Here is a 22215-nt window from a genome sequence, read left to right as displayed (position 1 = left end):
GCATGCCCTAAATAGACAGCAGCCCCGAACCGTCAGGAATCACCCAAAGTGGCGATGTGGACATGAGAGTGACCTCAACCCCGGAAGCTCAGTAGAGGGTGAGGAGCATGTGGACGCTGTGGGGGTCGGGGCGGTAGTCGGCGAAGGGTGGGCAGGGTTGGAAGCCGAAGTTCTGGTAGAGGGTGCGGGCGGGGGTGAAGTAGTCGGCGCTGCCGGTTTCGAGGTAGAGGTGGGTGTAGTGGCGGGTGCGGGCTTCGGTGATGAGGTGTCGTAGCAGGGTGGAGGCGACGCCGCGGCGTTGGGCGGTGGCGGCGGTGCGCATGGATTTGATCTCGGCGGTGGTGGGGTCGAGTTGTTTGAGGGCGGCGCAGCCGACGAGGTGGTGGCCGTCGTGGGCGGTCCAGACGGTGATGTTGGGTTTGCGGAGGCCGTCGAGGTCGAGGGCGTGTTTGCTCTCGGGTGGGCTGGTGGCGCGCATGTCGTCGATGTGTTGTTGCAGGAGGGCGGCGATGTCGGGGCCGGTGAGGTCGTCGACGGTGATGCGCAGGGCCATGCCGGTGATTGTGTCAGCCGGTGGGCAGGTGCAGGTGCCAGCCGTCGCGGTGGTGGGTGAGCCGGGTGATGGTCAGGGGGGCGACGTCGAGGCGCCGTATGGCTGTGGGGGGCAGGTCGAGGGCGGCGGTGAGGATGGCGCGGATGGTGATGGGGTGGGCGACGGCGGTGAGTGCCGGCTGGGTTTGGTGGTGTAGCCAGGTGCGGGCGCGGGTGTGGAGGTGGGTCAGTGATTCGCCGTCGTGGGGGGTGGCGGTGGGGTCGGTGAGCCAGGTGTGCAGGTCGGTGGGGTCGATCTGGTCGAGGGTGTGGCCGGTCCAGGTGCCGTAGTGGGGGTCGGCGAGGGTTTCGTCGGTGATGGGGGTGCCGCCGAGCAGGGTGGTGGTTTCGTGGGCGGCGTGGGTGGGGGCGCAGGTCCAGGGGCCGCGGGTGGGGATGTGGAGGAAGCGGGCCGCGTTGCGGCCCGCTTCGTCGAGGTGGTCGTCGCCGCCGAAGACGGCCCGGCGTAGTGCGGGGGTGTGGGCGGTGGCGATGAGCCGGAGTTCGGTCACCCGGTGGTGGCGGGCTGCGGTGTGTGGGTGTGCCGGTTGAGGTGGGCGAGCAGGCCTGCGAAGGCGAGTCCGAGGGTGAGCCACAGGGTTGTTTGGGTGCCCAGTGAGGAGATGCGGAAGTTCCACAGCAGGGTGGCGGGGAAGTCGGCGGGGACTTCGTCGAAGGTGGGTAGGAGGGTGTGGGCGATGGTGACGACGGTCAGGAAGGCGCCGGTCGCCGCGGTGGCGCGGGCCCATGGGTGGGTTTGGGTGCGGGCGGCGAGGACGGCGGCCCAGACGGCGACGAGGCCGAGGGTGAGGGCGGCGAGGTAGGCGGCGGTGCGCTGGTTGATGGTGGCCGGGTCGCCGACGGCGGGTGGGTTGGGCGGGTATTTGAGGTAGGGCACCAGGACGATGCCGGTGAGGGCGGCCGCGGTGAGGCCGAGGGCGGCGGTGGTGTCGCTGCCGGTGTGCAGGTGGCGGCGCAGGATGGTGTAGGCGGTGGCGAGGATGCCGCCGAGGGCTACGCCGTAGAGGCCGGTGGCGAGCAGCAGGCCGGGGCCGGATTGGACGTCGCGGGAGACCAGGGGCTGTTCGCCGGTGGCGGGTGTGGTGGCTTCTTCGATGGCGATGGCCGCGTTGATGTGCGGTTCGCCGATGAGGTAGGCGAAGGCGCCGGCGAGCAGGCCTGCGATGAGGCCGGCGAGCAGGCCTCGCATCAGTAGTCGCAGGTAGCCGGGTGCGGTCAGTGGCACGGGACACCGAGCAGGTGGCGGCCGTCGTGCATGAGTTCGTGCAGGTACATGCCGGATTGGGAGAGTGTGCCCTGGTCGAAGGCGACGAGGTAGGCGAGCAGCAGCATGATGCCGGTGAAGCCGGCCGCGGTGGCGAGCAGTTTGGTGGGGATGCCGGGGGTGGTGAGCGCTTGTGCCTTGGGCATGGCGGAATGAACCTCCTGCGGGATGACGCGTCCCGTTCGATGGGGCCTGCGGCGCGTGAGCGTCCTGACTCACCGGCCCGTCGGGGCTGGCTCACAGTGGCGCGACCGCACCGGATTTTCACCGGATTTCCCTCAGCGCACCGCAGATTGGTGGGTTCAACCTATCGGCCGGGGTGGGCCGGGCACAACCGGCGGCCGGTAGCATCCACGCCGGTCTACGGGGTGCGGGGGTGTGTGGTGCGGTGGTCGGCGGCGGTGGTGGCCGGGTTCGTGGTGGCGGTGACGGTGGCGGTTCCGGCGCCGGTGTGGGCGGCGCAGTGTGTGGGTGCGAGTCCGGTGGTGGCGGCGGTGCCGGCGGAGTTGAAGGCTTATGCGCCGGGGCGGTTGGCGGGTTTGGCGACGGGTGCCGGGGTGCGGGTGGCGGTGGTGGATTCCGGTGTCGATGCGCGGCATCCGCAGTTGCGGGGGCGGGTGGTGGCGGGCCGTGATCTGCTGCGTGACGAGTTCGCGGGGCGCCGTGATTGTGTGGGGCACGGGACCGGGGTGGCGGGGATCATCGCCGCGGGTGCGGATGCCGGCACCGGGGTGCAGGGGCTGGCGCCGGGGGTGACGATCGTGCCGGTGCGGGTGAGTGAGCATCAGGATCTTGACGAGGCGGCTGTTGCTGCGGGTGGCAGTGCGCGGACGTTCGCGCAGGGGATTCGGTGGGCGGCGGGTCCGGGCCGGGCGCAGGTGATCAATATTTCGCTGGTGATGCCGCGGGAGAGTGCGGCGGTGCGGTCGGCGATCGCGGATGCGGTGGCGGCCGGGGTGATCGTGGTGGCGGCGGCGGGTAACGACGGTCCGGCGGCGGGGTTGGCGTATCCGGCGGCGTATCCGGGGGTGATCGGGGTGGGTGCGGTCGGCGCGGATGGTGTGCGGGCGTCGTATTCGCAGGTGGGTGAGCATGTTGATGTGGTGGCGTTCGGGGACAAGGTGACGGTGGCGTCGCCGGTGGCTGGTCATACGGTGGCGCAGGGGACGAGTTTCGCGACGCCGTTCGTGACGGCGACGGTGGCGTTGCTGCGGGAGCGGTTTCCGCGGGAGAGTGCGGCGGAGATCACTCGGCGGTTGTTGCGGTCGGTGGATCCGGCGCCGGGGGGTGCGCGCAGTGACGAGTACGGGTTCGGGTTGCTGAATCCGTATCGGGCGTTGACGGAGGAGGCGGGGCCGGTGGTGGCGGCGGTGCCGAGTGTGGTGGCGGTGGCGCCGGCGGCGGGGGGTTCGCCGGAGTGGGTGCGGGCGGGCTGGTTCGCTGCCGGTGGGTTCGGGTTGGCGGTGTTGGCGGGGCTGGTCGCTGTGGTGGTGGGGCGGGGCCGTCGTCGCGGTTGGCGGGCCGGTCATGATCGAATGCGGGGATGAGGTGGGAGGCTGTCACCGAGGCGATGGGCCGGTTGTATCCGCTGGAGCAGCCGTGGCATGTGTCGTATCCGGTGGAGGGTTGTCATGTGCGGGCGGCGTCGGCGTATCCGGCGGCCGGGCATTGGCATGTGGTGAGTTACGGGCTGGGTGAGCGGTTCGGTTTCGAGTTGACGGTGCGGGTGGCGCGTGGGGCTGAGGTGCGGCCGCCGCAGTGGCCGTTCGTGTTGCTGGACCGGGTGGCGGCGTATGTGGCGACGCTGGACGGTGTGGTGGAGGACGGTCAGTGGATCGACTGGGGTGCGCCGGTGACGGGGTTTCCGTACACCGATGGGCCGGACACGGGTTTGACGGTGCTGATTCTGGTGCCGGATCCGCAGTTGGGTGAGCGGTTTCTGCAGTTGGTGGGGGTGACGGCGGCGGAGGCGGACGGGTCGGTGGAGATCGCCGAGGATCCGTTGATGGTCACGGATCCGTTGCGGGCGTGACCGGCGGTCACCCGTTGGGGCGGTGACCGGTGCCGGTGGCTGTTCGTAGGCTGGGCGGATGTCTACTGAGATCAGTGATCTGCTGGTGCGGGTCGTGCCCGGTGTCACGGTTCTGGTCGCGGGGGTCCGTGACGAGCAGTTGGGGCATGCGACGCCGTGTGCCGAGTTCAGGGTGCGTGATCTGCTGAACCATCTGTTTCAGGTGGTTCGTAATTTTCAGTCGGTCGCGGTTCGGCGGGAGGTCGACTGGAGTGTCACGCCGGACGCTCTGACGCCGGGGTGGCGTGACGGTTTCGCGGTCGAGGCCGGGCGGATGGTGGCGGCGTGGTCGCAGCCGCAGGCGCTGGAGGGTGTGTCGCCGGGGATGGGGCTGCCGCAGCGGACGCTGGGTTTGATGATGGTGGTCGACCTGGTGGTGCACGGCTGGGATCTGGCGCTGGCGACGGGGCAGCCGTACGAGGTGGATCCGGCGTTGTTGCCGCCGACGGCCGAGTTCCTGGATTCGATGGGGGACATGGGCCGCAAGATGGGTGCGTTCGGGCCGCCGGTCGTGGTGGGTGCCGAGCAGGGCCGGTTCGGTGCGTTGCTGGCGTTGACGGGCCGTGATCCGTCGTGGGTGCCGGCCGGTTAGGTGCGCCATCGGCTGGGGGTCAGGCCGTGTTCGGCGCGGAACCGTTTGATGAAGTAGGAGGTGTCGGGGTAGCCGACGCGTCTGCCGACCGCGGCGACGGGTAGGTCGGTTTCGGTCAGCAGGTGGCGGGCTTGCTGGAGCCGGCGGTGGGTTATCCACTGTTGGACGGTGCGGCCGGTTTTGCGGCGTACGACGGTGGTGAGGTGCCCGGCGGTGAGGTTGAGTTCGGCGGCGACGTCGGCCAGCGACAGGGTTTCGGGGTAGCGGCGTTCGATGACGTCGAAGACGGCGGCGAGCAGTTGGCCGGTGGTGTGCCGGGCGGCGGCGACCAGCAGCAGGGTGAGGTGGGCGAGGGCGGCTTCGGGGTAGCCGTCGCGGCGTTCGGACAGTTCGGTGTCGAGTGCGGTGAACCGGGCGGTCCAGGCGGGCCGGTCGCCGGGGGCGATGTGCAGCCGTTGGGGGCGGTCGGTTCCGGTGGCGAACGGGAACAGCAGCGGGTGGGAGCGCCACGGGGTGTGGGCTGCGCGGACGGTGTCGGCGGGGAACCACACCATCCAGCCGTCGGTGGCGGCGGTGGGGGTTGCGGTGAAGGCGACGATCTGGCCGGGGCGAGCACGAACAGGTCGCCGGCGGATACGGTCCAGCGGTGGTCGTCGATGAGGACGTCGTCGGCGGCGGTGTGTGCGTAGAACAGTACGAGGAAGTCGTGGGCGTGGGCGGCCGGTGGCAGGTCGTGGCGCGGCAGCCGGGCGGTCGCCACGGCGGGGTGGCCGGGCCGGCGGGCGAAGCCGACCAGCGGGACCGAAGAACGTCGCATCGGTGCCGTGTTTTCGCTGTTGTGGCTTGTGGTGGCGGGCACGAGGCTGAGGGTACGAGGCGAATCCCGTCATAGGGGAGTGTGTGATGGCCGATTTTGTGCCGGCTGCCGGTAAGCCGTGGCTGTTGCCGTTGTACGACCCGTTGAGCCGGCTGGCCGGGGCCGGGCGGTTGCATGAGCGGCTGCTCGAGCAGGCCGGGCTGCGGGCCGGGCAGCGGGTTCTGGAGATCGGCTGCGGTACCGGGAATCTGCTTGCCGCGCAGGCGCGCCGTGGTCCGCGGGTGGTGGCGGTGGGTATCGACCCGGACCCGGCGGCGTTGCGGCGGGCGCGCCGCAAGGCCGGGCGTGCCGGTGCGGTGATCGAGTTCCGGCAGGCGTATGCGGGTGATCTGCCGTTCGCCGGCGGTGGTTTCGACGTGGTGCTGTCGTCGCTGATGTTGCATCACCTCGACGAGGCCGGCCGGGACCGGGCGTTGCGGGAGGTGGTGCGGGTGTTGCGGCCCGGCGGGCGGCTGCATGTGGCCGACCTGGACGGGCATGGGCGTTGGGGTGCTCTGGCGCCGGGCGCGTTCACCGGCGCGGGCCTGGTCGAGGTGGCGGTGACCGGCCGGGGGCGGGCGTGGCGGTTCGGCGGCTACTCGTTGTTCACCGCCGCGGCGCCCGCGTAGCCGGGGCGCGCCGTGCCGCCGGTCATCCCCGTCCGGCGGACGGAGGGTGGCCGGCGGCCTGGTTGCGGGTACGGGCGGTCAGTTGCTGTTCTGGCTCGCGGCGGCGGTTTCCTGCGTGGTGGTGCAGCAGGGGCGGGCCTCGGCCGGTTTGGTGGCCTTGACGATGGCCGAGTGCATCCCGTCGGCGACGTCGTGGGTCGCCGTGATGGTGACGCCGGTGAACCCGGCGGTCTCCAGGCCGGTGCGGTATTCGCTGATCGACAGGGCGCCGGCGACGCAGCCGACCCAGCCGCCGCGTTCGGCGCGCTGTTCAGCGGTGAGGTGGTCCTGGGCGACGACGTCGGAGACGCCGAGGCGGCCGCCGGGCTTGAGCACGCGGAACGTCTCGGCGAAGACTGCGGGCTTGTCGGTGGACAGGTTGATCACACAGTTGGAGATGACCACGTCCACGGCGGCGTCGGGCAGTGGGATCTGCTCGATCTGGCCTTTGAGGAATTCGACGTTGACGGCGCCGGCCTCGGCCGCGTTGCGGCGCGCGAGTTCGAGCATCTCGTCGGTCATGTCCAGCCCGTAGGCCTTGCCGGTGGGGCCGACCCGGCGGGCCGACAGCAGCACGTCGATGCCGCCGCCCGAGCCGAGGTCCAGCACGGTGTCGCCGGGGTTGAGGTCGGCCACCGCGGTGGGGTTGCCGCAGCCCAGCGACGCTGTGACCGCGTCTGCGGGCAGTTCACCGCGGTCGGCGTCGGTGTACAGGCTCGCGCCGAACGGGTCGGTGCCGCTCGCGCCCACGGTTTGCAGCGCGGTGGGCGCGGGGCCGCAGCACCCGTCGCCGTTGGTGGTGACGGCGCGGGCGGCCGCCGCGTACTTCTCCCGGACCTGCTCGCGGACGTCGCCGGTCTCGTTCTGCTCTGTCATGGTCGTTCTCCTCGTTTTTCGGGTGCTCGGCGGGACGGCCGGGCGCGGTGCTCAGCCGAGCCGGCCCAGTGTGATGGGGGTGGCGCGAGTGTGCTGGTAGCGGCGTTCGGCGCGGGTGCTGACCTGAGCGCAGGCGTCGCAGAATCGCACGGCGTCGTCGCGGGTGCGGCGGTGGATGCGCAGCAGCATGGTGGTCTCCTCACCGACAGGCTGTCTTGACGGGTGTCGAAACAAGACTGGCACTTGTTTCGATGATCGTCAAGCTAGACGCATGTCGAAATACCGGAGCCGCCGGTCCCGGCCGGGTATCGAGGATCATCTCCAGCGTTTTCGAGACGTCATGCCGGGCCGGGCCGGGTCGTCGTCGCAGCGACGGCCGTGTTCGGGCGGGTTGCCGGTGACGGCCGCAGCCCATCGGTCAGGACAGCGAGGATGCGTTCGGCTCGCCCGGGATCCGGGTTGTCGTGCACGGTCACGAGCAGGCTCTTCAGCAGTGTGATGAGATCGGCGGCGGTGATGTCCGGGCGCACGGCGCCCGCGGCCTGAGCGCTCGGCGCAGCCCACACGATGTGGTGGAGCAGGTCCGGCGGATGGTGGCCGGTGAGAACGTGGTCTTCGCCGACCTGTTCGCCGAGGACGGCGTCCTGGAGTACCCGTTCGCCCTGCCGGGCCAGCCACACCAATTGCGGGGCAGGGAGGCGATCCGGGCCTTCTTCGGCAATACACCGGGCTCCCGGCGACTGTTCGAGATGGACGGCGTCGACGCACTCGTGCGTGACACCGGCGATCCCGAGGTGGTCGTCACCGAGATCGAACACTACGGGCGCTCGACCGGCACCGGCGAGGCCTACCGGTTCCGGGCGCTGGGCGTCATCCGGGTCCGCGACGGCGAGATCGTGTCGTATCAGGACTACATGGACCCCATCGCCACCGCCCGGCTACTGGGCCGCACGGCCGATCTCGCAGCCGCCTTGGCCGACGCCTGAAAGCCCTCGGCCAAGGCGCCGTCCGGCCGCGCAACCGGCAGCCGGCAAGCGGCGGGGACCTGAGATCAGCCGGATGCGCTCTGCCGCTCGCTTCACCAGATCAAGATCCAGTTCTGTGGTACGGGCGAGGCTGATCCGGTTCGGTAGCCGCGCGGCCCGGCTGCCGGGCCGCGCCCGGCGGCGCGGCCGCCGGGCTGAGCGTGCATGGCCGCCGCCACACCGCTACTCTCCGGTGCTCCACGACGGCCTGCACAGCAGCGGCGTCCCCTCGACGAGGCCGGTACGGGCGGTGCGCTGCACAGTGCCGTCGCGAGCACGGCCCTCGAAGAGCACGAAATGCAGGCTCGTGCCGGACGGCATCCGGTCGCGCCGGATGGTGAAGACACGCTCGCCGTCGCGGATCTCCCCGGCCGCGTCCATGACGTCGTGCAGCTGCGGCAACGACGGCTGATCGTTCTCGGCGCATCCCACCGCGTCCGCCTCCGGAGGGATCCGCTCGAACTCGACGACAGCCGGCACACCCGCGGCCCTCAACGCGGCGCTCAGCCGGTCGGCGTCGGTCAGCTGCCGGATGGTCAGCACGACGGTGCCGTCCGGCGCCGACTCGACCGACCACGCCGCAAGGTTCATCGGCGCGGGCCGGCCGGTCTCGGCGCCGGGCGACACGGTCAGCGCCAGGCCGCAGACGGCGGCCACCGCCGCGAGGCTCGCCGTCACCGTGTTGCGGCGCCGCCGCAACACCCGGCCCCGGGCGGCGACGTCGTCCAGGCTCGCTCGCAGCCGCACCGCCTCGAAGTCGCTGCGGACCAGGGCGTACAGGTCATCGTGATCGTCCGGCACGGCATTCACTCCCGTTCGGTGACGGCTGTCAGATGTGCTCGCAGGGCGCGGGTCGCGCGGGCGAGGTGGGCGGTCACCGTTCCGGGGGCGATGCCCAGCGTGTCGGCGGTGGCCCTGCTGTCGAGATCCAGGAAGACGCGCAGCGCGACGACCTGCCGCTGGCGCGGCGGCAGCGCCAGCAGGGCCGCCATCATCGCCGAATCCGGCATCGCCGCCTGCGGATCGTCGTGACACGGCTGGTCGTACCGATCCGGGGTGAGCACCTCCCGGCGCCATCGGCGCCACCACGAGACGTGCATGTTGAGCGCCGTGCGGACCACCCACGCGCGAGGCGAGGGATGCTCGGCCACCCGCGGCCAGCGCGCCCAGGCGCGGGCGAAGGCCTCCGCCACGACCTCCTCGGCCGCCTGCCGGCTGCCGAGCGACGCCGTCACCGCCCGCACGCAGTCGTCGCGGGCACTCTCGTAGAAGGCGGCGAACTGCGCCTGTCGATGCTCCACACCGTTATTACGCCAGACGGCCACCACACGCTTACCTGAACGAGAACCCGCCGGCTGCCGGCCACGAACCGGCGGCATCGCCGTTCACCGTCACGGAAGACGCTGCCGGGTCCCCGAGGGTGAGCGCCGCCGTGCATGCTCAGCCCGGAAGGCGGGTCGCGCGGGTACAACCGTCGACTGACGATCTTGCTAAGGCTGGTCAGGGGCCCTGCGGGCCGCGGTGCAACGTGGACGACGCACCCTTGTGGACCACTTCCATGACCGGCTCTACCTGCGAATATTCGCGTAGCCAATTCCCTGCCCGGCCGGGTCGCCGGTCTCCAGTGCGGCGTAGCGTGCGGGAGCATGGACCGGGGTTTCGCGGAGTTGCTGCGGGCGCTGCGTGAGGCGGTGCGCAACGGGCACGACACAACCGACTGCCGCGGTTCTCGGCCCGCAGACCGGTCGCATCGGCGCGGGAGCAGACCCCGGACACGTCGTCTGCGTGCGGTGACCGGCGGTCGAAGGACGCCACGGGGTGCGGTGACGTACGGGCTGCAGCCCCGGCCGCGGCGGACGATGCGCCCGCGCCGCAGAGCGTACCGCTCGGCCTCGCCGAGGTGGGCGTGTTGTGCCGCCAAGCTGCTCGACCGGGTGAGACCCGGCTACCAGCGACATGGTGGTGCTTCCGAAGCCCGCCGGCAGTGAGATCAACACGAACAGTGTGGCGTTACGCCCCGGGGGCTTCCCTGGCTCATGTCCTCAGAGTTGAGCCAGGACATATCAATGCCTCACCTCGGCGTCAATGTTCGACAAGGCCTCTCGTAGGGCAGCCGCCGCTGCCCGGACCGGCGAGGGCAGGCGTTGCAGGCCGCATTCGCCCAGGTCAGCCACAGTATGCTCGGCGAGAGCACAGAGAGCTCCCGGCGCGGCCTGCAGGGCGATGGCCACGGTGGCGCGCACCAGCCCTGCCCGCTGGAAGCGGGAATCCCAGTGCCGGTCCAGCGTGATCCAGTCGTGCAACCCGGCCACCGCGGCGCGCAGAGCGGCGACACCGGGCCCGTACGTACGGTCGGTCTCCTGCCGCCGCGACCGGGCGGCAGCGGCCAGACGCTGTCGGCGCTGCTCGGCGGCCTGCCTGCTGCTCAACCCCAATGCGGCGGCGATCTGCGCCCATGTCGCCCCCTCGTGGCGCGCACGGTCGATGAGGACCAGCTCCTGCTCGTCCAACCGCGTGCGAGCCGCACGGACCTCTGCCAGCTGTGCCAGTTCCCGAGCCACGCTGTCAACGCTATATTGACGGATCCTCGATGACGACGACCGCGTGCCGCTCTGCCGGTTCGGCTTGCCGCCGATACACCCCGTCGCGGCATCCGCCGGGGCGCTCGGCGGCCCGGTAATGTCGCCCGGGTGAGCATCACGGGGATGATCGCGGACGAGCGCCGCCGCCTGGCCGACCTCACCGACGCGCTGACACCCGGGCAGCTGAGCGTGCCCAGCCTGTGTGCCGCGTGGACGGTCAAGGAGGTGGTCGGGCACCTGGTCGCCGTGGTCGCCGTCAGCCACACCGCCGCGCTGCGACAGCTGGTGCGCAGCGGGTTCAACCCGCACCGGGCCAACGCCCGGCTGGCCACGGCGACCGCCGCCCGCCCGGCCCGCGAGCTGGCCGCCATGCTGCGCGCCCACGCGGAGAACCCGTTCCGGCCGCCGGTCGTCGGCTATCCGGGCGCGCTCACCGACCTGCAGGTGCACTCGCTGGACATCCGCCGTCCGCTCGGGCTGCCCGGCGAGTTGCGCCCGGAACGGCTGCGGATCTCCCTGGACTTCCTCGTCGGCGGCCGGGCCGTCGGGTTCGCCCCGCGCGGCAGGACTGCCGGGCTGCGGTTCGAGGCGACCGATCTGGACTGGGCGTGGGGCGACGGCCCGGCCGTGCGGGGCACGGCGGAGGCCGTGATGCTGGCCCTGGCCGGACGGCGGGCCGCACTGGCCGATCTGGACGGGCCGGGCACCGCCGCGCTGGGACGCCGGCTGCCCTGAGCCGGGGCGCCGCCGCACCGGAGAGCTGAGCGGGTGGGCCACTTCGTGCGGACCAGGTCTTCTGCCGCGATGTCTGCGCCGGTCACGTCGGAGCGGTCCTGTTCACGGGTGACGCCGGAGCCGGCGCGGGGAAAGCGGTCCACGGCAAGCCGTCCGGCTTCCGCTGCCAGTGCGACGGCGAAACGCCGGACGGCCGGACCGGCGGGCCCGATGTCCACCGAGTCACCGTTGGGCCGCGAGTTGCAGGTCGAAGACGAACACGTCGCCCGGCCTGGCCTCAGGAATCCGCCAGATCGAGTATTGCGATCCCATCGAACCGGAAAAGGATTCGATACTCCCTCGTTTGCCTCGCTCGCTGACCGATATGCAGGAACCGGCCGGGGCCACGAAGTTGATCGTGAGCTCGGCAACCGACTCGTCGTCTGCGCCGGGGTCATGCCGCATTCGCCACGTCAGCGTGTCCCAGCCGGACTCACGCAGCGGATCCCAGAGGCCGGGTGAACGGTATTCGACGACCCAATGACACGGCTTCTCGACTGCGGGCCGGAACAGGGCCACCACACGAATCCAGCGGTCCTTCCGGATCGGCAGGATCTCGATCCCGGCGGATCGGGGTGAGAGCACCGCGCCGGAGAATTCCATGCTCTCGAAGCCCGGAGGGTTGCGGGCATCCGGAACCACAGGGTAGAAGGCCCGGTATCTGAGCGGCTTCCTCGGAGACGTCACGGCTTCATGGCGAACCTTGTCGCCGCTGCCCGAATCCCCGACTCGAACGGTCAGGTCGATCTTCTCCGAGAACGGAGAGTCGGCGGAATCCAGGACGTAGTTCAAGCCGTCGCGAAGCCTGTCCCTCTCGTGGAGTGCCCCGATGAGTCCGGCGCCGATTCGTCGGCGGGCGAAACGGAGAATGAGCAGCGTCAGGGAGATGACGAAGATCGCTCCGAGTGCCAACCGGCCCCATCCGCTCACTACGAGCTGAGCGACGCCGGAGGACAGCGCCAGCGCAACCGTCAGAAACAGCCAGGCAATGCCGAGGGGTCCGCCGTCTTTCTTCATGCCCCTCCAAGCCGGCGAGGCCGCTGAAAGTGAGGACCTATCCTTTGCTGCTTTTCGCGACCACACAAGGCACCCGCCGGAAAGCCGTCAGTAGCATCGTCTTCCGGCTGGGGGCGTGGTTCACTCTCCTGCCGCTGCCGGGGTGCGAGGCCCGGGCCGGCATGATGGCGGCGCCCGCCCGCACCTGCCCGCGATGCGGCGCCTCCGGGGTGATCATCCTGGCCGACCGGGCGAAGCGTGTTCTGCGGCCCGCCCGGCACCACCCGGGGAGAGACAGCCGACCGGTGAGCCGCTTCGCCGGTGGGGCTTCGTACCGGCGGCCGGGGCTGGGTCGGCGGGAATCTATCTCTTAACCGGGCCGACATCTTGCCGAAAACCTTTTCGTAAGGCAGCGTGTGCCGCAGGCGCATCGCATCACGGGGGCGGATGGGCCGGGATCGCCCATGGGCGTCGCACGCTCACGAAACAGTGCACACCTCTGGGCGGCATCCCCGCTCAAGCATCGAAGTCTGTCGATTGCAGAGGTGTCCTCATGCGTTTCAACCGTCGCACCGCACTGATCGCCGGCGCCGCCGGGGCCGCGAGCGCGCTGCTGCCCGCCGGCCCGGCCCGCGCCGCCCGCCCCGACATCGGCGTCTCGGCGTACCCGTTCACCCCGGCCGCCGTGCGGCTCGGCGCCGGAGCGTTCGCCGACAACGCCGCCCGCACCCACACCTACCTGCGGTTCCTCGACGCCGACCGGCTCCTGCACACGTTCCGGCTCAACGCCGGGCTCACCTCCACCGCCACCGCGTGCGGCGGCTGGGAGTCACCGTCGACCGAACTGCGCGGCCACTCCACCGGCCACCTGCTCACCGCCCTCGCCCAGGCGTGGGCGGACACCGGCGACACCACCCTGCGGGCCAAAGGCGACCACCTGGTCGCGCAACTGGCCCTGTGCCAGCGGCCCAACGGCTACCTGTCGGCATACCCGGAATCGTTCATCGACCGGGTCGAGACCGGCCAGCAGGTGTGGGCGCCCTACTACACCCTCCACAAGATCGTCCAAGGGCTGCTCGACTGGCACCTGCTGACCGGCAGCGCCCAGGCCCTGACCGTGCTGGCCCGCAAGGCCGCCTGGATCCAGGCCCGCAACAGCCGCCTCACCCAGGCCCAGCGGCAGCAGATGCTGCGCGTCGAATTCGGCGGCCTCGGCGAGACCCTGTTCAACCTGTACCAGCTCACCGGCGACCCGGCACACCTGACCACCGCCCGCTACTTCGACCACGCCCAGGTCCTCGACCCGCTCGCCGCCGGCGTCGACGCACTCGCCGGATTCCACGCCAACACCCAGATCCCCAAGGCGATCGCCGCGATCCGCGGCTTCCACGCCACCGGCGAGACCCGCTACCGCGACATCGCCGTCACGTTCTGGAACCTCGTCGTCCGCCGGCACTCGTACGCCATCGGCGGCAACTCCAACGGCGAATACTTCCAGGCCCCGAACCGCATCGCGAGCGAACTGTCCGACACCACCTGCGAATGCTGCAACAGCTACAACATGCTGAAACTGACCCGGCAACTGTTCTTCACCGACCCGGGCCGCGCCGCCGAACTGATGGACTTCTACGAAAAGGCGCTCTACAACCATCTGCTCGGCGCGCAGAACCCGAACTCGGCACACGGCCACCACTGCTACTACGTGCCGTTGCGCGCCGGCGGCATCAAGACCTACAGCAACGACTACGACGACTTCACCTGCTGCCACGGCACCGGCATGGAGACCAACACCAAACTCGCCGACAGCGTCTACTTCCACAACGGCGACATCCTGTACGTCAACCTGTACATCGCCTCGACGCTGACGTGGCCCGGCCGCGGGATCACCGTCCGGCAGGACACCGGCTTCCCGCAGACGCCCACGTCACGGCTCACCATCACCGGCTCCGGGCCCATCGACCTGCGACTGCGCATCCCGTCGTGGACCAGCGGCGCCCAGATCCGCGTCAACGGCGCCACCACCGGCACACCCACCCCCGGCAGCTACCTGTCGATCAACCGCACCTGGGCCGCCGGCGACACCGTCGACATCAGCCTGCCGATGACCCTCACCCTGGAACCCACCCCCGACAACCCGGCCGTACGCGCGGTCAGACACGGGCCGATCGTGCTCGCCGGACAGTTCGGCACCACCGACCTCACCAGCCTGCCCACCCTCGACCCCGCCACCCTGACCCCGGCGGCCGCCCCACTGGAGTACACCGCCGGACCGGTGCTGCTGCGCCCCTTCTACCAGACCCACGGCCAGCGGTACTCCGTCTACTGGAACGTCACCGGCAGCACCCCGCGCGAGGCCCGCTACCCGTTCGACGAGGCCTCCGGCACGAACGTGGCCGACGCCACCGGCAACGGCTGGACCGGCGCCCTGGCCGGCGCCGTCACCCGCACCGTCGGGCGCAGCGGCAACGCCGTGCTGCTCGACGGGACGACCGGGCACGTCAGCCTGCCCGCCGGCATCCTCGCCGGAGTCACCGCGTACACGATCGCGACCTGGATCCGCATCGACGTGGCCGCCACCTGGACCCGGGTCTTCGACTTCGGCACCGGCACCGGCGCCTACCTGTTCCTCACCCCGCGCAGCAGCGCCGGCACCGCCCGCTACGCCATCACCACCGCCGGCGCCGGTGGCGAACAGCGCGTCAACGCCCCCGCCGCACTGCCGACCGGGGCGTGGGCGCACGTCGCCGTCACCCACACCGGCAACCTCGCCATCCTCTACGTCAACGGCGCCGAGGTGGCCCGCAACAGCGCGCTCACGCTCCGGCCGTCGGCGCTGGGGTCCACCACCCGCAACTGGATCGGCCGCTCCCAGTACCCGGGCGATCCGTACCTGACCGCGGCCGTCGACAGCTTCCGGATCCACAGCCGGGCGCTGACCGCGACCGAGATCGCCCAACTGCACACCACCGGCCAGTAACCCCCGCCCCCCGTGGAAAGGTCCTGCGAGAAAGGCAGTCGGATGTCCAGAAGAAGATGGCCGGCCGCGATGTGCGCGCTGGTCACCGCCGCCGCGGCGACAGCCGTCGCCACCCCGGCCCAAGCCGCCAACCCGATCATCACCAGCATCTACACCGCCGACCCAGCGCCGCTGGTGGTCGGCGACACCCTGTACGTCTACGCCGGCCGCGACGAGGCGCCCACCGGCGCCGGCAACTTCCAGATGCGCGAATGGCACGTGCTGTCGTCGGCCGACGCGGCCACCTGGACCCACCACGGCGCGAAAGCGAACATCGGCACGTTCGGTTGGGCCGGCGCCGACGCGTGGGCCAGTGAGGTCGAACCCCGCAACGGCAAGTACTACTGGTACACGTCGGTCAACGGCAACGGTCCCGGCTGGATGAACATCGGCGTCGCCGTCGCCGACAGCCCGCTCGGGCCGTTCACCGACGCCAAAGGCGGACCGCTGATCAGCGACAGCACCCCCGGCTCCTCAGGGCTCAACATCGACCCGACCGTGTTCGTCGACGACGACGGCCAGGCCTACCTGTACTGGGGCGGCTACTGGGGACCCCGCGCCGTCCGGCTCGCCGCCAACATGACCGACACGGTCGGGCCGGTCGTCACCCCGGCCGGGCTCACCGACTTCTGGGAAGCGCCGTGGATGTTCAAACGCGGCGGCCTCTACTACATGATGTACGCCGCCAACGACACCGGCGGCTGCGTCACCGACACCGACTACGCCTGCCAGCGGTACGCGACCGCCACCGACCCGATGGGACCGTGGACCCACCGCGGCGTCGTGCTCGGGCAGGTGTCGTCGACGACCAACCACGCCGGGATCGTCGAGTTCAACGGCCAGTGGTACATCGTCTACCACAACGCCGGCGCCCCCGGCGGCGGCGACTTCCGCAGGTCCGTCGCGGTCGACCGGCTGTACTTCAACGCCGACGGCACGATCCAGCCGGTCGTGCAGACGACCACCGGACCGCCGCCCAACCCCGGCGGCGGGGGAGACGGCACCAACCTGGGCCCGTCGGCCACCGTGTCCACGTCGCACGTGTCGGCGTGGGAGCACCTGGCCGCGGTCAACAACGGCGGGACACCGGCCGGCTCGCAGGACCGGTCGAACCTGGCCTACGGCAACTGGCCGCAGCAGGGCGTGCAGTGGATCGAATACCGGTGGCCGACCGCCAAGTCGATCAACCGGAGCTCGGTGTACTGGTTCGACGACAACCAGGGCATCGACCTGCCCGCGTCCTGCCGGCTGCAGTACTTCAACGGCAGTCAGTACGTTCCCGTCCCCGGCCAGTCCACCTGCGGCGTCGCCGGCAACGTCGAGAACGTCATCACGTTCAGCCCGGTCAGCACGACACGGTTGCGGCTGCAGATCACCTCACGCAGCGGCTACTCCACCGGCGTGCTCGAGTGGAAGGCGATGCAGTCATGAACGGCCCCGTGACCAGACGGCAGGTCCGTGCGGTTGTTCGCCGGCTCTCGGCGTACACCTCGATCCTGGTGTTGATCTGCGCGTCGCCGGCGGTGAGCCCGCGGCCGGCGCACGCGGCGCAACCCATCGGCTATCCCACCTTCGCCAACACCGGGTCGATCCCGGCGCCGCCGGCCGGCTACACCACCGGCGACACGATGCGCGCCATCTACGACGCCGAGGCCGCCGGCACCGACTTCTGGATGGACCGGCTGCTGGCGCGCACCGGCAACGACCCGGCCGGCACCTGGCTGATGAGCCGCGGCCGGGCCGCGTTCATGTACACGCACAACCCGGCGGTCATCGGGTTCGGCGGCAACGCCGCCTACTGGGACAACATCTCCAGCCAGAACGCCTACGCCATCACCGTCTCGGCCGGCACGTTCACCGAACAGAGCGCCCAGCGCCGGCAGACGCCCAGCCACTGGCGCAGCGTGCACACCGGCGGCAGCCTGCGGCTGGAGGTCACCAAGTTCATCACCCACAACAACGTGCTGGTCACCAACGTCGCCGTCGTCAACACCGGCAGCGCGGCGTCGACGTTGACGCTGACGGCCACCTCGCCGTACGCGACGACGGTCAGCGGCAGCGAACTGACCGGCACCCGGGCGGTGAAGAACAACCTGACCACCCTCCACCCGCGGTTCTCCGGCGACGGGTTCACCGCCGCGGGCGGCGCGCTCAGCCGGTCGGTCACCGTCGGCGCCGGGCAGACCGTCACCGCGAAGGTGCAGCTCGGCCTGATCGCCACCGAGATCCCGGCGTCACGCACCGAGTACGACGCCTACCGGGCGCGCAGCGCGGCCGACGCGTTCGCCACCCACGTGCGCGACTACAACCGGTGGTGGGCCGACAACGTGCCCTACATCGACGTGCCGGACGCGGCCATCAAGAAGAACATCTACTACCGGTGGTGGCTGATGCGGTTCAACCACCTCGACGCCGACATCCCCGGCCAGGACTTCCAGTTCCCGCAGTCGATCGAGGGCGTCACCGGCTACAACAACGCGATCGCCCTCACCCAGCCCATGCACATCGACGACCTGAAATACTTGCGGAGCCCGGAATACTCCTACGGGCCCTATCTGGCGGTCGGGCAGTACTCGGCGAACGGCCGGTTCATGGACAACCCCGGCGACCCGGAGAACTGGTCCAACTCCTACACCCAGTACATCGCCGAAGCCGCGTGGCGTGCCTACCAGATCCACGGTGGCCAGCCGGCCATGCTGACCAACTTCGCCCGGTACGCCGAAGGCGACGCCAAAGGCCAGCTCGCCACCTACGACACCAACAACAACAGCGTCATCGAGTACGACTGGGGCGCGATGACCGGCAACGACGCCGACGCCGTCAGCTTCCACTGGCGCGCCGGCAACCTGGACCGGGCCGAGACCGCCTACGTGTGGAGCGCCGCCAACGCCGCCCGCGACGCCTACACACTGCTGGGCAACACGGCCAAGGCCACCGAGATGCAGACGCTCGCCGACCGGATCCGCACCGGCGTGGTGAACACGCTGTGGAACCCGTCGCGGCAGCTGCTGGAGCACAAGCACGTGTCGACGAACACCCACGTACCCTGGAAAGAGATCAACAACTACTATCCGTACGCGGTCGGGCTGATGCCGAACACCGCCCAGTACCGGGAGGCGCTGCGGCTGTTCGCCGACGCCGGCCAATACCCGATCTTCCCGTTCTACACCGCCAACCAGGTCGACAAGGCCGCCGCCGCGGCCGCCGGGAACCCGGGCAGCAACAACTTCTCCACCATCAACTCCACCGTGCAGTTCCGGCTCTACTCGTCGGTGCTGCGCAACTACCCGAACACGTGGATGACCAGGGAGGACTACAAGAAACTGCTGTACTGGAACGCCTGGGCGCAATACGTCGGCGGCGACACCGACTGGCCGGACGCCAACGAGTTCTGGGCCGACTGGAACGGCAGCGCCGTCACCTACCGGTCGTGGATCCACCACAACATCCTCGGCAGCAGCAACTGGACCATCATCGAGGACGTCGCCGGGCTGCGCCCGCGCAACGACACCCAGATCGAACTGTCGCCGGTCGACATCGGCTGGAGCCACTTCGCGGTCAACAACCTGCGCTACCGCAACGCGAACCTGTCGATCGTCTGGGACGACCCGTCCGACGGCGTGACCAGGTACAACGGCATCCCGCAAGGCTATTCGATCTTCCTGAACGGAACCCGCGTGGCGACGGTCGACCGGCTCGTGCCGTTCACCTACCACCCGGCGACCGGCACGGTCACCACCAGCGGCACCGTCACCCACACCACGGCCTTCGGTTCGCTGCAGGCGCCGCAGAACGTGGTGCAGAACAGCGGCCGGATCGTCGACATCTTCGCCAAGGCCGGCGTCGACCTCACCTCCACCAGGCCCAACCTGGCCGCCGGCGCGACCGTCTCGGCGTCCTACACCACCTCCGGCACGACACCCGGCGCCGCCGTCGACGGGCTGCCCACCAACGCGCCGCTGTGGGGCAGCTACGGCAGCACCAACGCCACCGACACCGTCGACATCACCTTCGGCGGCGAACGCACGGTCAGCGAAGCCCGGATCCACTTCCGCCACGACCGGGCCGGCAACCGCTACCGGCCACCGGCCGCCTACAACGTCCAGTACTGGAACGGCAGCGCCTGGGTCAACACCAGCGCCCAGGCCAAGACCCCGGCCACCCCGCAGGCCAACCTCAACACGGTCACCTTCACCCCGGTCGACACCACCAGGCTGCGCCTGCAGATCACCCAACCCTCCGGTACGCCGAAAACCGGCCTGACCGAGGTGAAGGTGTACGGGCAGACCACCGTGCCGCCACCGAACCCGAACCTGGCCGCCTCCGCCACCCCCAGCGCCTCCTACACCTCCCCGTGGGAGAGCGTCGCCGCCCTCAACGACGGCGCCGAACCACCGTCGTCCAACGACACCGTCAACCCACGCTGGGGCACCTGGCCCAACACCGGCCAGCAGTGGGCCGAACTGACCTGGCCGGCGGCACAGAACCTGCGGTCCGCGCAGGTGTACTTCTTCGACGACAACCAGGGCATCGACCTGCCCGCCTCCTGGAAACTGCAGTACTGGAACGGCAGCACCTACCTCGACGTGCCCTCGGCAAGCGGCTACCCGATCGCGGCCGGCCAGTACAACACCGTCACGTTCGGGCCGGTCAGCACCACCCGGCTACGGGTCGCGCTGACCAGCGGCGCCGCCTCCGTCGGCCTGCTGGAGGTGAAAGCCTTCGCCCCCTGAACCCGACGCCGCCCGGGACCCTTTTCGGAGTCCCGGGCGGCCCGGCCGTCAACCGACCGCCGTCGCCTCCAGCTCCACCAACTGACCGGGGATCGCCAGGCGGGTCACTCCCAGCATCGTCGTCGCCGGCGCCACCCCGGCCGCGGCCAGCCGCGACGCCAGCACCCCGTAATGCGGGAACAGCCCGTCGACGTCGACGGTGTACACGTTGAGCCGCACCACGTTCGCCAGCGACATGGACGCCGCCGTCAGCACGGCCTCCAGATTGTCCAGGCACACCGCCAACTGGGCGGCCACGTCGCCGTCATGCCGCGGCCTGCCGTCGGCGTCCATCGCCGTCTGCCCCGAGCAATACAGCGTCCGGGTCTGCCCCGACACCAGCTCACCCTGGTTGAAACCCAACGCCACCGACCACGGCCACGGATTGACCGCCACTCGCTGCACTGCCACACCAAACCCCATTTCCTCTCGTACGGGCGAACGCGAGCCTGCCAACCAATCACGACACCTGCTGTCAGGTATTCCGGTAAGGTTCGCGGATGCGCGCCGACCGGCTGGTCTCCCTCGTGCTGCTGCTGCGCCAGCGCGGCCGCCTCAGCGCCGGCACCCTGGCCCGCGAACTGGAGGTGTCCACCCGCACCGTGCTGCGCGACATCGAAGCGCTGTCCGCCGCCGGTGTGCCGGTCTACGCCGAACGTGGCCGGCACGGCGGATTCGCGCTGCTGCCCGGCTTCCGCACCGAACTGACCGGCCTCAACCACGACGAGGCCCTGGCCCTGCTCACCGCCGGCTCCGGCTGCGGCCTCGGCCCGGCCCTCGCCTCCGCCCTGCGCAAGGTCGCCGACGCGCTGCCGGACAGCCACCGCGCCCTCGCCGGCGACGCCGCCCAGCGGTTCCTCGTCGAACCGCAGACCGACCTGCTGTCACGCCGCACCGTCACCGAACAGATCCCCGCCGCCACCCTGACCGAGGTGCGGCGGGCCGTGCTGGCCGGGCACCGGCTGCGCATCCACTACGCCGCCACCGGACAGCCCCCGGCGTGGCGCACCATCGACCCGATCGGCCTGGTCACCGTCCGCGACCGCGGCTACCTGCTGGCCACCCGCGACGGCGCCGACCGCACCTACCGGCTGGCCCGGATCCACGCCGCCGAGGAACTACCCGAACCGGCCCGGCGGCCCGGCCGGGTCGACCTCGACCGGGCCTGGCGCGAACGCTGCGCCCGGTTCCTGTCCGACGACCACATCGCCGTCGAGGTCCACGTCGACCCGGCCCGCCGCGACGAACTGCTCACCACGGCCGTCGCCGTCCGCGCCGAAACCCCCGGCCCCGACGGCCGGCTGCGCCTGCAGGTCACCTACCAGGACCTGCGGCACGCCGTCTGGGCACTGTGGCAACTCGGCCCGGCCGCCGAAGCCCTCACCCCACCGGCCCTGCGCGCCGCCCTGCACGACCGGGCCGCCGCCCTCGCCGCGACCTACCGGGACCCGCCCCAGAAACCGGCCCGGCCGCCAGGCCCGCGCCGGTTCCGGCGTGCCGACGGGCCCGCTCAGGCCGCCCGACAAGGCCAGCCGCTGAACGAGAGCCGTCCGCCCAGCAGCTGATCCTGTCCGACCGGCCGTCTCCACCAGTTCCGCGCCCAGCGCGAGGGCCCGGTGCGACGCCGCCGGCAGATCGTCGCTGGCCGCCAGCGCTGCTGCTGGTTTATCAATAGAGGCTCGCTACCAGCGCATGTCCGGGCCGGCCCTGCTTTGCCAGGCCTCACGACGCGGGTGCGGGGTAGCGGAGACCGGACCCGGATCAGGGATTCGATGACCGACGACGACGACGACGGTCGGTGGTCGGTGGTCGGCGGTCTCAGACCGGTGAATATCCGTCCGTTGCGGTGGTTGCGCATGTAGACGGCATTGTTTGAACGGTGCGTTCGTCGCTGAGCAAGACCGGCGAGACGACCCGGCCGGCCGCGATGGCTCCCCGGCGATCGCCGCTGACGCTGCCCCTAAACTCCACCGTGCGGCACCGGCCGGCCGTCGCACGCCACCACCGCCACGGTCACCGGCTGGCCGCGGACGTAGAGACGAATTCCCGGTCGGGGAGGCGGGTCACGGATTTCGGCTATCTGTGTTCCGTAGACGTGACACCCGTAACGG

General features: G+C 70.7%; 23 protein-coding genes, 1 pseudogene and 1 riboswitch. Of the genes and pseudogenes, 11 read left to right on the top strand and 13 right to left on the bottom strand.

The window, feature by feature from the left end; all coding sequences use genetic code 11:
- Positions 1–88: 88 nt before the first annotated feature.
- From AB0I88_RS37740 to AB0I88_RS37725, 4 genes are read right to left on the bottom strand one after another with little or no spacing between them, the layout of a single operon-like run.
- Positions 89–553, bottom strand: a complete 465-nt coding sequence (locus tag AB0I88_RS37740; protein ID WP_361036410.1) for a GNAT family N-acetyltransferase — start codon at positions 551–553, stop codon at positions 89–91.
- Between the two features lie 13 nt (positions 554–566).
- Entirely contained in the window at positions 567–1103 is a 537-nt protein-coding gene (locus tag AB0I88_RS37735) for a histidine phosphatase family protein (RefSeq protein WP_361036408.1), read from the bottom strand.
- Positions 1100–1837: a CbtA family protein gene (locus AB0I88_RS37730; RefSeq protein ID WP_361036405.1), complete on the bottom strand. Its 738-nt coding sequence runs from the start codon at positions 1835–1837 to the stop codon at positions 1100–1102. The genes AB0I88_RS37735 and AB0I88_RS37730 overlap by 4 nt, the downstream gene beginning before the upstream one ends.
- Complete coding sequence (locus AB0I88_RS37725) at positions 1828–2022, bottom strand: CbtB domain-containing protein (protein ID WP_361036402.1); 195 nt, start codon at positions 2020–2022, stop codon at positions 1828–1830. The genes AB0I88_RS37730 and AB0I88_RS37725 overlap by 10 nt, the downstream gene beginning before the upstream one ends.
- An 8-nt stretch (positions 2023–2030) precedes the next feature.
- Positions 2031–2180, bottom strand: a riboswitch (adenosylcobalamin (AdoCbl) riboswitch).
- Positions 2181–2280: 100 nt separating this feature from the next.
- On the opposite strand from AB0I88_RS37725, the gene AB0I88_RS37720 reads away from it, so the two are divergent.
- From AB0I88_RS37720 to AB0I88_RS37710, 3 genes are read left to right on the top strand one after another with little or no spacing between them, the layout of a single operon-like run.
- Positions 2281–3423 carry a S8 family serine peptidase gene (locus tag AB0I88_RS37720; RefSeq protein WP_361036399.1) on the top strand — a complete coding sequence of 381 codons (1143 nt, stop codon included), beginning with the start codon at positions 2281–2283 and terminating at the stop codon, positions 3421–3423.
- Positions 3420–3908: a suppressor of fused domain protein gene (locus tag AB0I88_RS37715; protein WP_361036396.1), complete on the top strand. Its 489-nt coding sequence runs from the start codon at positions 3420–3422 to the stop codon at positions 3906–3908. Before AB0I88_RS37720 ends, AB0I88_RS37715 begins: the two co-directional genes overlap by 4 nt.
- A 58-nt stretch (positions 3909–3966) precedes the next feature.
- Positions 3967–4539 (top strand): TIGR03086 family metal-binding protein, encoded by a 573-nt coding sequence (locus AB0I88_RS37710; protein ID WP_361036393.1) that lies wholly within the window; start codon positions 3967–3969, stop codon positions 4537–4539.
- Here the strand turns inward: AB0I88_RS37710 and AB0I88_RS37705 are convergent.
- Positions 4536–5356: pseudogene (locus AB0I88_RS37705) on the bottom strand (AraC family transcriptional regulator). The gene AB0I88_RS37710 and the pseudogene AB0I88_RS37705 sit on opposite strands and share 4 nt — an antisense overlap.
- Positions 5357–5442: 86 nt before the next feature.
- Here AB0I88_RS37705 and AB0I88_RS37700 point away from each other — a divergent pair.
- The gene (locus AB0I88_RS37700) at positions 5443–6024 is read left to right on the top strand and encodes a methyltransferase domain-containing protein (protein WP_361036390.1); all 582 of its coding nucleotides are present in this window, start codon (positions 5443–5445) and stop codon (positions 6022–6024) included.
- A gap of 78 nt (positions 6025–6102) precedes the next feature.
- On the opposite strand, the gene arsM is transcribed toward AB0I88_RS37700, so the two are convergent.
- The 3 genes from arsM to AB0I88_RS37685 form a co-directional block, all read right to left on the bottom strand.
- Positions 6103–6939: an arsenite methyltransferase gene (gene arsM / locus AB0I88_RS37695; protein ID WP_361036387.1), complete on the bottom strand. Its 837-nt coding sequence runs from the start codon at positions 6937–6939 to the stop codon at positions 6103–6105.
- A 51-nt stretch (positions 6940–6990) separates the two neighbouring features.
- Positions 6991–7128 carry a hypothetical protein gene (locus AB0I88_RS37690; RefSeq protein ID WP_361036384.1) on the bottom strand — a complete coding sequence of 46 codons (138 nt, stop codon included), beginning with the start codon at positions 7126–7128 and terminating at the stop codon, positions 6991–6993.
- 149 nt (positions 7129–7277) lie between these two features.
- Positions 7278–7469, bottom strand: a complete 192-nt coding sequence (locus AB0I88_RS37685) for a hypothetical protein (RefSeq protein ID WP_361036381.1) — start codon at positions 7467–7469, stop codon at positions 7278–7280.
- On the opposite strand from AB0I88_RS37685, the gene AB0I88_RS37680 reads away from it, so the two are divergent.
- The gene (locus AB0I88_RS37680; protein WP_361036378.1) at positions 7404–7925 is read left to right on the top strand and encodes a nuclear transport factor 2 family protein; all 522 of its coding nucleotides are present in this window, start codon (positions 7404–7406) and stop codon (positions 7923–7925) included. The two genes, AB0I88_RS37685 and AB0I88_RS37680, sit on opposite strands and share 66 nt — an antisense overlap.
- Positions 7926–8147: 222 nt before the next feature.
- Here AB0I88_RS37680 and AB0I88_RS37675 read toward each other — a convergent pair whose 3' ends face one another.
- The 3 genes from AB0I88_RS37675 to AB0I88_RS37665 form a co-directional block, all read right to left on the bottom strand.
- Positions 8148–8765 carry a hypothetical protein gene (locus AB0I88_RS37675; RefSeq protein ID WP_361036375.1) on the bottom strand — a complete coding sequence of 206 codons (618 nt, stop codon included), beginning with the start codon at positions 8763–8765 and terminating at the stop codon, positions 8148–8150.
- A gap of 5 nt (positions 8766–8770) precedes the next feature.
- Positions 8771–9265 carry a sigma-70 family RNA polymerase sigma factor gene (locus AB0I88_RS37670; RefSeq protein ID WP_361036372.1) on the bottom strand — a complete coding sequence of 165 codons (495 nt, stop codon included), beginning with the start codon at positions 9263–9265 and terminating at the stop codon, positions 8771–8773.
- Between the two features lie 762 nt (positions 9266–10027).
- Positions 10028–10525 carry a hypothetical protein gene (locus AB0I88_RS37665; protein WP_361036369.1) on the bottom strand — a complete coding sequence of 166 codons (498 nt, stop codon included), beginning with the start codon at positions 10523–10525 and terminating at the stop codon, positions 10028–10030.
- 129 nt (positions 10526–10654) lie between these two features.
- On the opposite strand from AB0I88_RS37665, the gene AB0I88_RS37660 reads away from it, so the two are divergent.
- Positions 10655–11281, top strand: a complete 627-nt coding sequence (locus AB0I88_RS37660; RefSeq protein WP_361036366.1) for a maleylpyruvate isomerase family mycothiol-dependent enzyme — start codon at positions 10655–10657, stop codon at positions 11279–11281.
- Positions 11282–11503: 222 nt separating this feature from the next.
- Here AB0I88_RS37660 and AB0I88_RS37655 read toward each other — a convergent pair whose 3' ends face one another.
- A complete protein-coding gene (locus tag AB0I88_RS37655; protein ID WP_361036363.1) occupies positions 11504–12337 on the bottom strand; it encodes a hypothetical protein in 834 nt (277 codons plus the stop codon).
- 532 nt (positions 12338–12869) lie between these two features.
- On the opposite strand from AB0I88_RS37655, the gene AB0I88_RS37650 reads away from it, so the two are divergent.
- The 3 genes from AB0I88_RS37650 to AB0I88_RS37640 are packed head-to-tail and all read left to right on the top strand — an operon-like array spanning position 12870 to position 20065.
- Positions 12870–15293: a beta-L-arabinofuranosidase domain-containing protein gene (locus AB0I88_RS37650; RefSeq protein ID WP_361036360.1), complete on the top strand. Its 2424-nt coding sequence runs from the start codon at positions 12870–12872 to the stop codon at positions 15291–15293.
- 42 nt (positions 15294–15335) lie between these two features.
- Positions 15336–16763, top strand: coding sequence for a glycoside hydrolase family 43 protein (locus AB0I88_RS37645; RefSeq protein WP_361036357.1), 1428 nt, complete (start codon positions 15336–15338; stop codon positions 16761–16763).
- A gap of 8 nt (positions 16764–16771) precedes the next feature.
- Positions 16772–20065 (top strand): discoidin domain-containing protein, encoded by a 3294-nt coding sequence (locus tag AB0I88_RS37640; RefSeq protein WP_361036354.1) that lies wholly within the window; start codon positions 16772–16774, stop codon positions 20063–20065.
- A 48-nt stretch (positions 20066–20113) separates the two neighbouring features.
- On the opposite strand, the gene AB0I88_RS37635 is transcribed toward AB0I88_RS37640, so the two are convergent.
- Entirely contained in the window at positions 20114–20509 is a 396-nt protein-coding gene (locus AB0I88_RS37635) for a RidA family protein (protein ID WP_361036413.1), read from the bottom strand.
- A 95-nt stretch (positions 20510–20604) separates the two neighbouring features.
- Here AB0I88_RS37635 and AB0I88_RS37630 point away from each other — a divergent pair, with 95 nt between their 5' ends.
- Both AB0I88_RS37630 and AB0I88_RS37625 read left to right on the top strand, forming a co-directional pair.
- On the top strand, positions 20605–21669 hold the full coding sequence (locus AB0I88_RS37630; protein ID WP_361036351.1) for a WYL domain-containing protein: 1065 nt from the start codon (positions 20605–20607) through the stop codon (positions 21667–21669).
- A gap of 314 nt (positions 21670–21983) precedes the next feature.
- Positions 21984–22215: hypothetical protein (locus tag AB0I88_RS37625; protein ID WP_361036348.1), on the top strand; the 232-nt coding region annotated here is incomplete at its 3' end.

It is taken from the genome of Actinoplanes sp. NPDC049802 (assembly GCF_040656595.1).
GTDB lineage: Bacteria > Actinomycetota > Actinomycetes > Mycobacteriales > Micromonosporaceae > Actinoplanes.
The sequence above is the reverse complement of the archived record's forward strand: the minus strand, read 5'-3'. Positions and strand labels throughout refer to the sequence as shown.

Bases quoted from the DNA above. Each gene is read 5' to 3' on its own strand.
- AB0I88_RS37740 (WP_361036410.1), bottom strand. From the start codon at position 553: ATGGCCCTGCGCATCACCGTCGACGACCTCACCGGCCCCGACATCGCC.
- AB0I88_RS37725 (WP_361036402.1), bottom strand. From the start codon at position 2,022: ATGCCCAAGGCACAAGCGCTCACCACCCCCGGCATCCCCACCAAACTG.
- AB0I88_RS37715 (WP_361036396.1), top strand. From the start codon at position 3,420: ATGAGGTGGGAGGCTGTCACCGAGGCGATGGGCCGGTTGTATCCGCTG.
- AB0I88_RS37710 (WP_361036393.1), top strand. From the start codon at position 3,967: ATGTCTACTGAGATCAGTGATCTGCTGGTGCGGGTCGTGCCCGGTGTC.
- AB0I88_RS37700 (WP_361036390.1), top strand. From the start codon at position 5,443: ATGGCCGATTTTGTGCCGGCTGCCGGTAAGCCGTGGCTGTTGCCGTTG.
- arsM (WP_361036387.1), bottom strand. From the start codon at position 6,939: ATGACAGAGCAGAACGAGACCGGCGACGTCCGCGAGCAGGTCCGGGAG.
- AB0I88_RS37690 (WP_361036384.1), bottom strand. From the start codon at position 7,128: ATGCTGCTGCGCATCCACCGCCGCACCCGCGACGACGCCGTGCGATTC.
- AB0I88_RS37655 (WP_361036363.1), bottom strand. From the start codon at position 12,337: ATGAAGAAAGACGGCGGACCCCTCGGCATTGCCTGGCTGTTTCTGACG.
- AB0I88_RS37650 (WP_361036360.1), top strand. From the start codon at position 12,870: ATGCGTTTCAACCGTCGCACCGCACTGATCGCCGGCGCCGCCGGGGCC.
- AB0I88_RS37645 (WP_361036357.1), top strand. From the start codon at position 15,336: ATGTCCAGAAGAAGATGGCCGGCCGCGATGTGCGCGCTGGTCACCGCC.
- AB0I88_RS37630 (WP_361036351.1), top strand. From the start codon at position 20,605: ATGCGCGCCGACCGGCTGGTCTCCCTCGTGCTGCTGCTGCGCCAGCGC.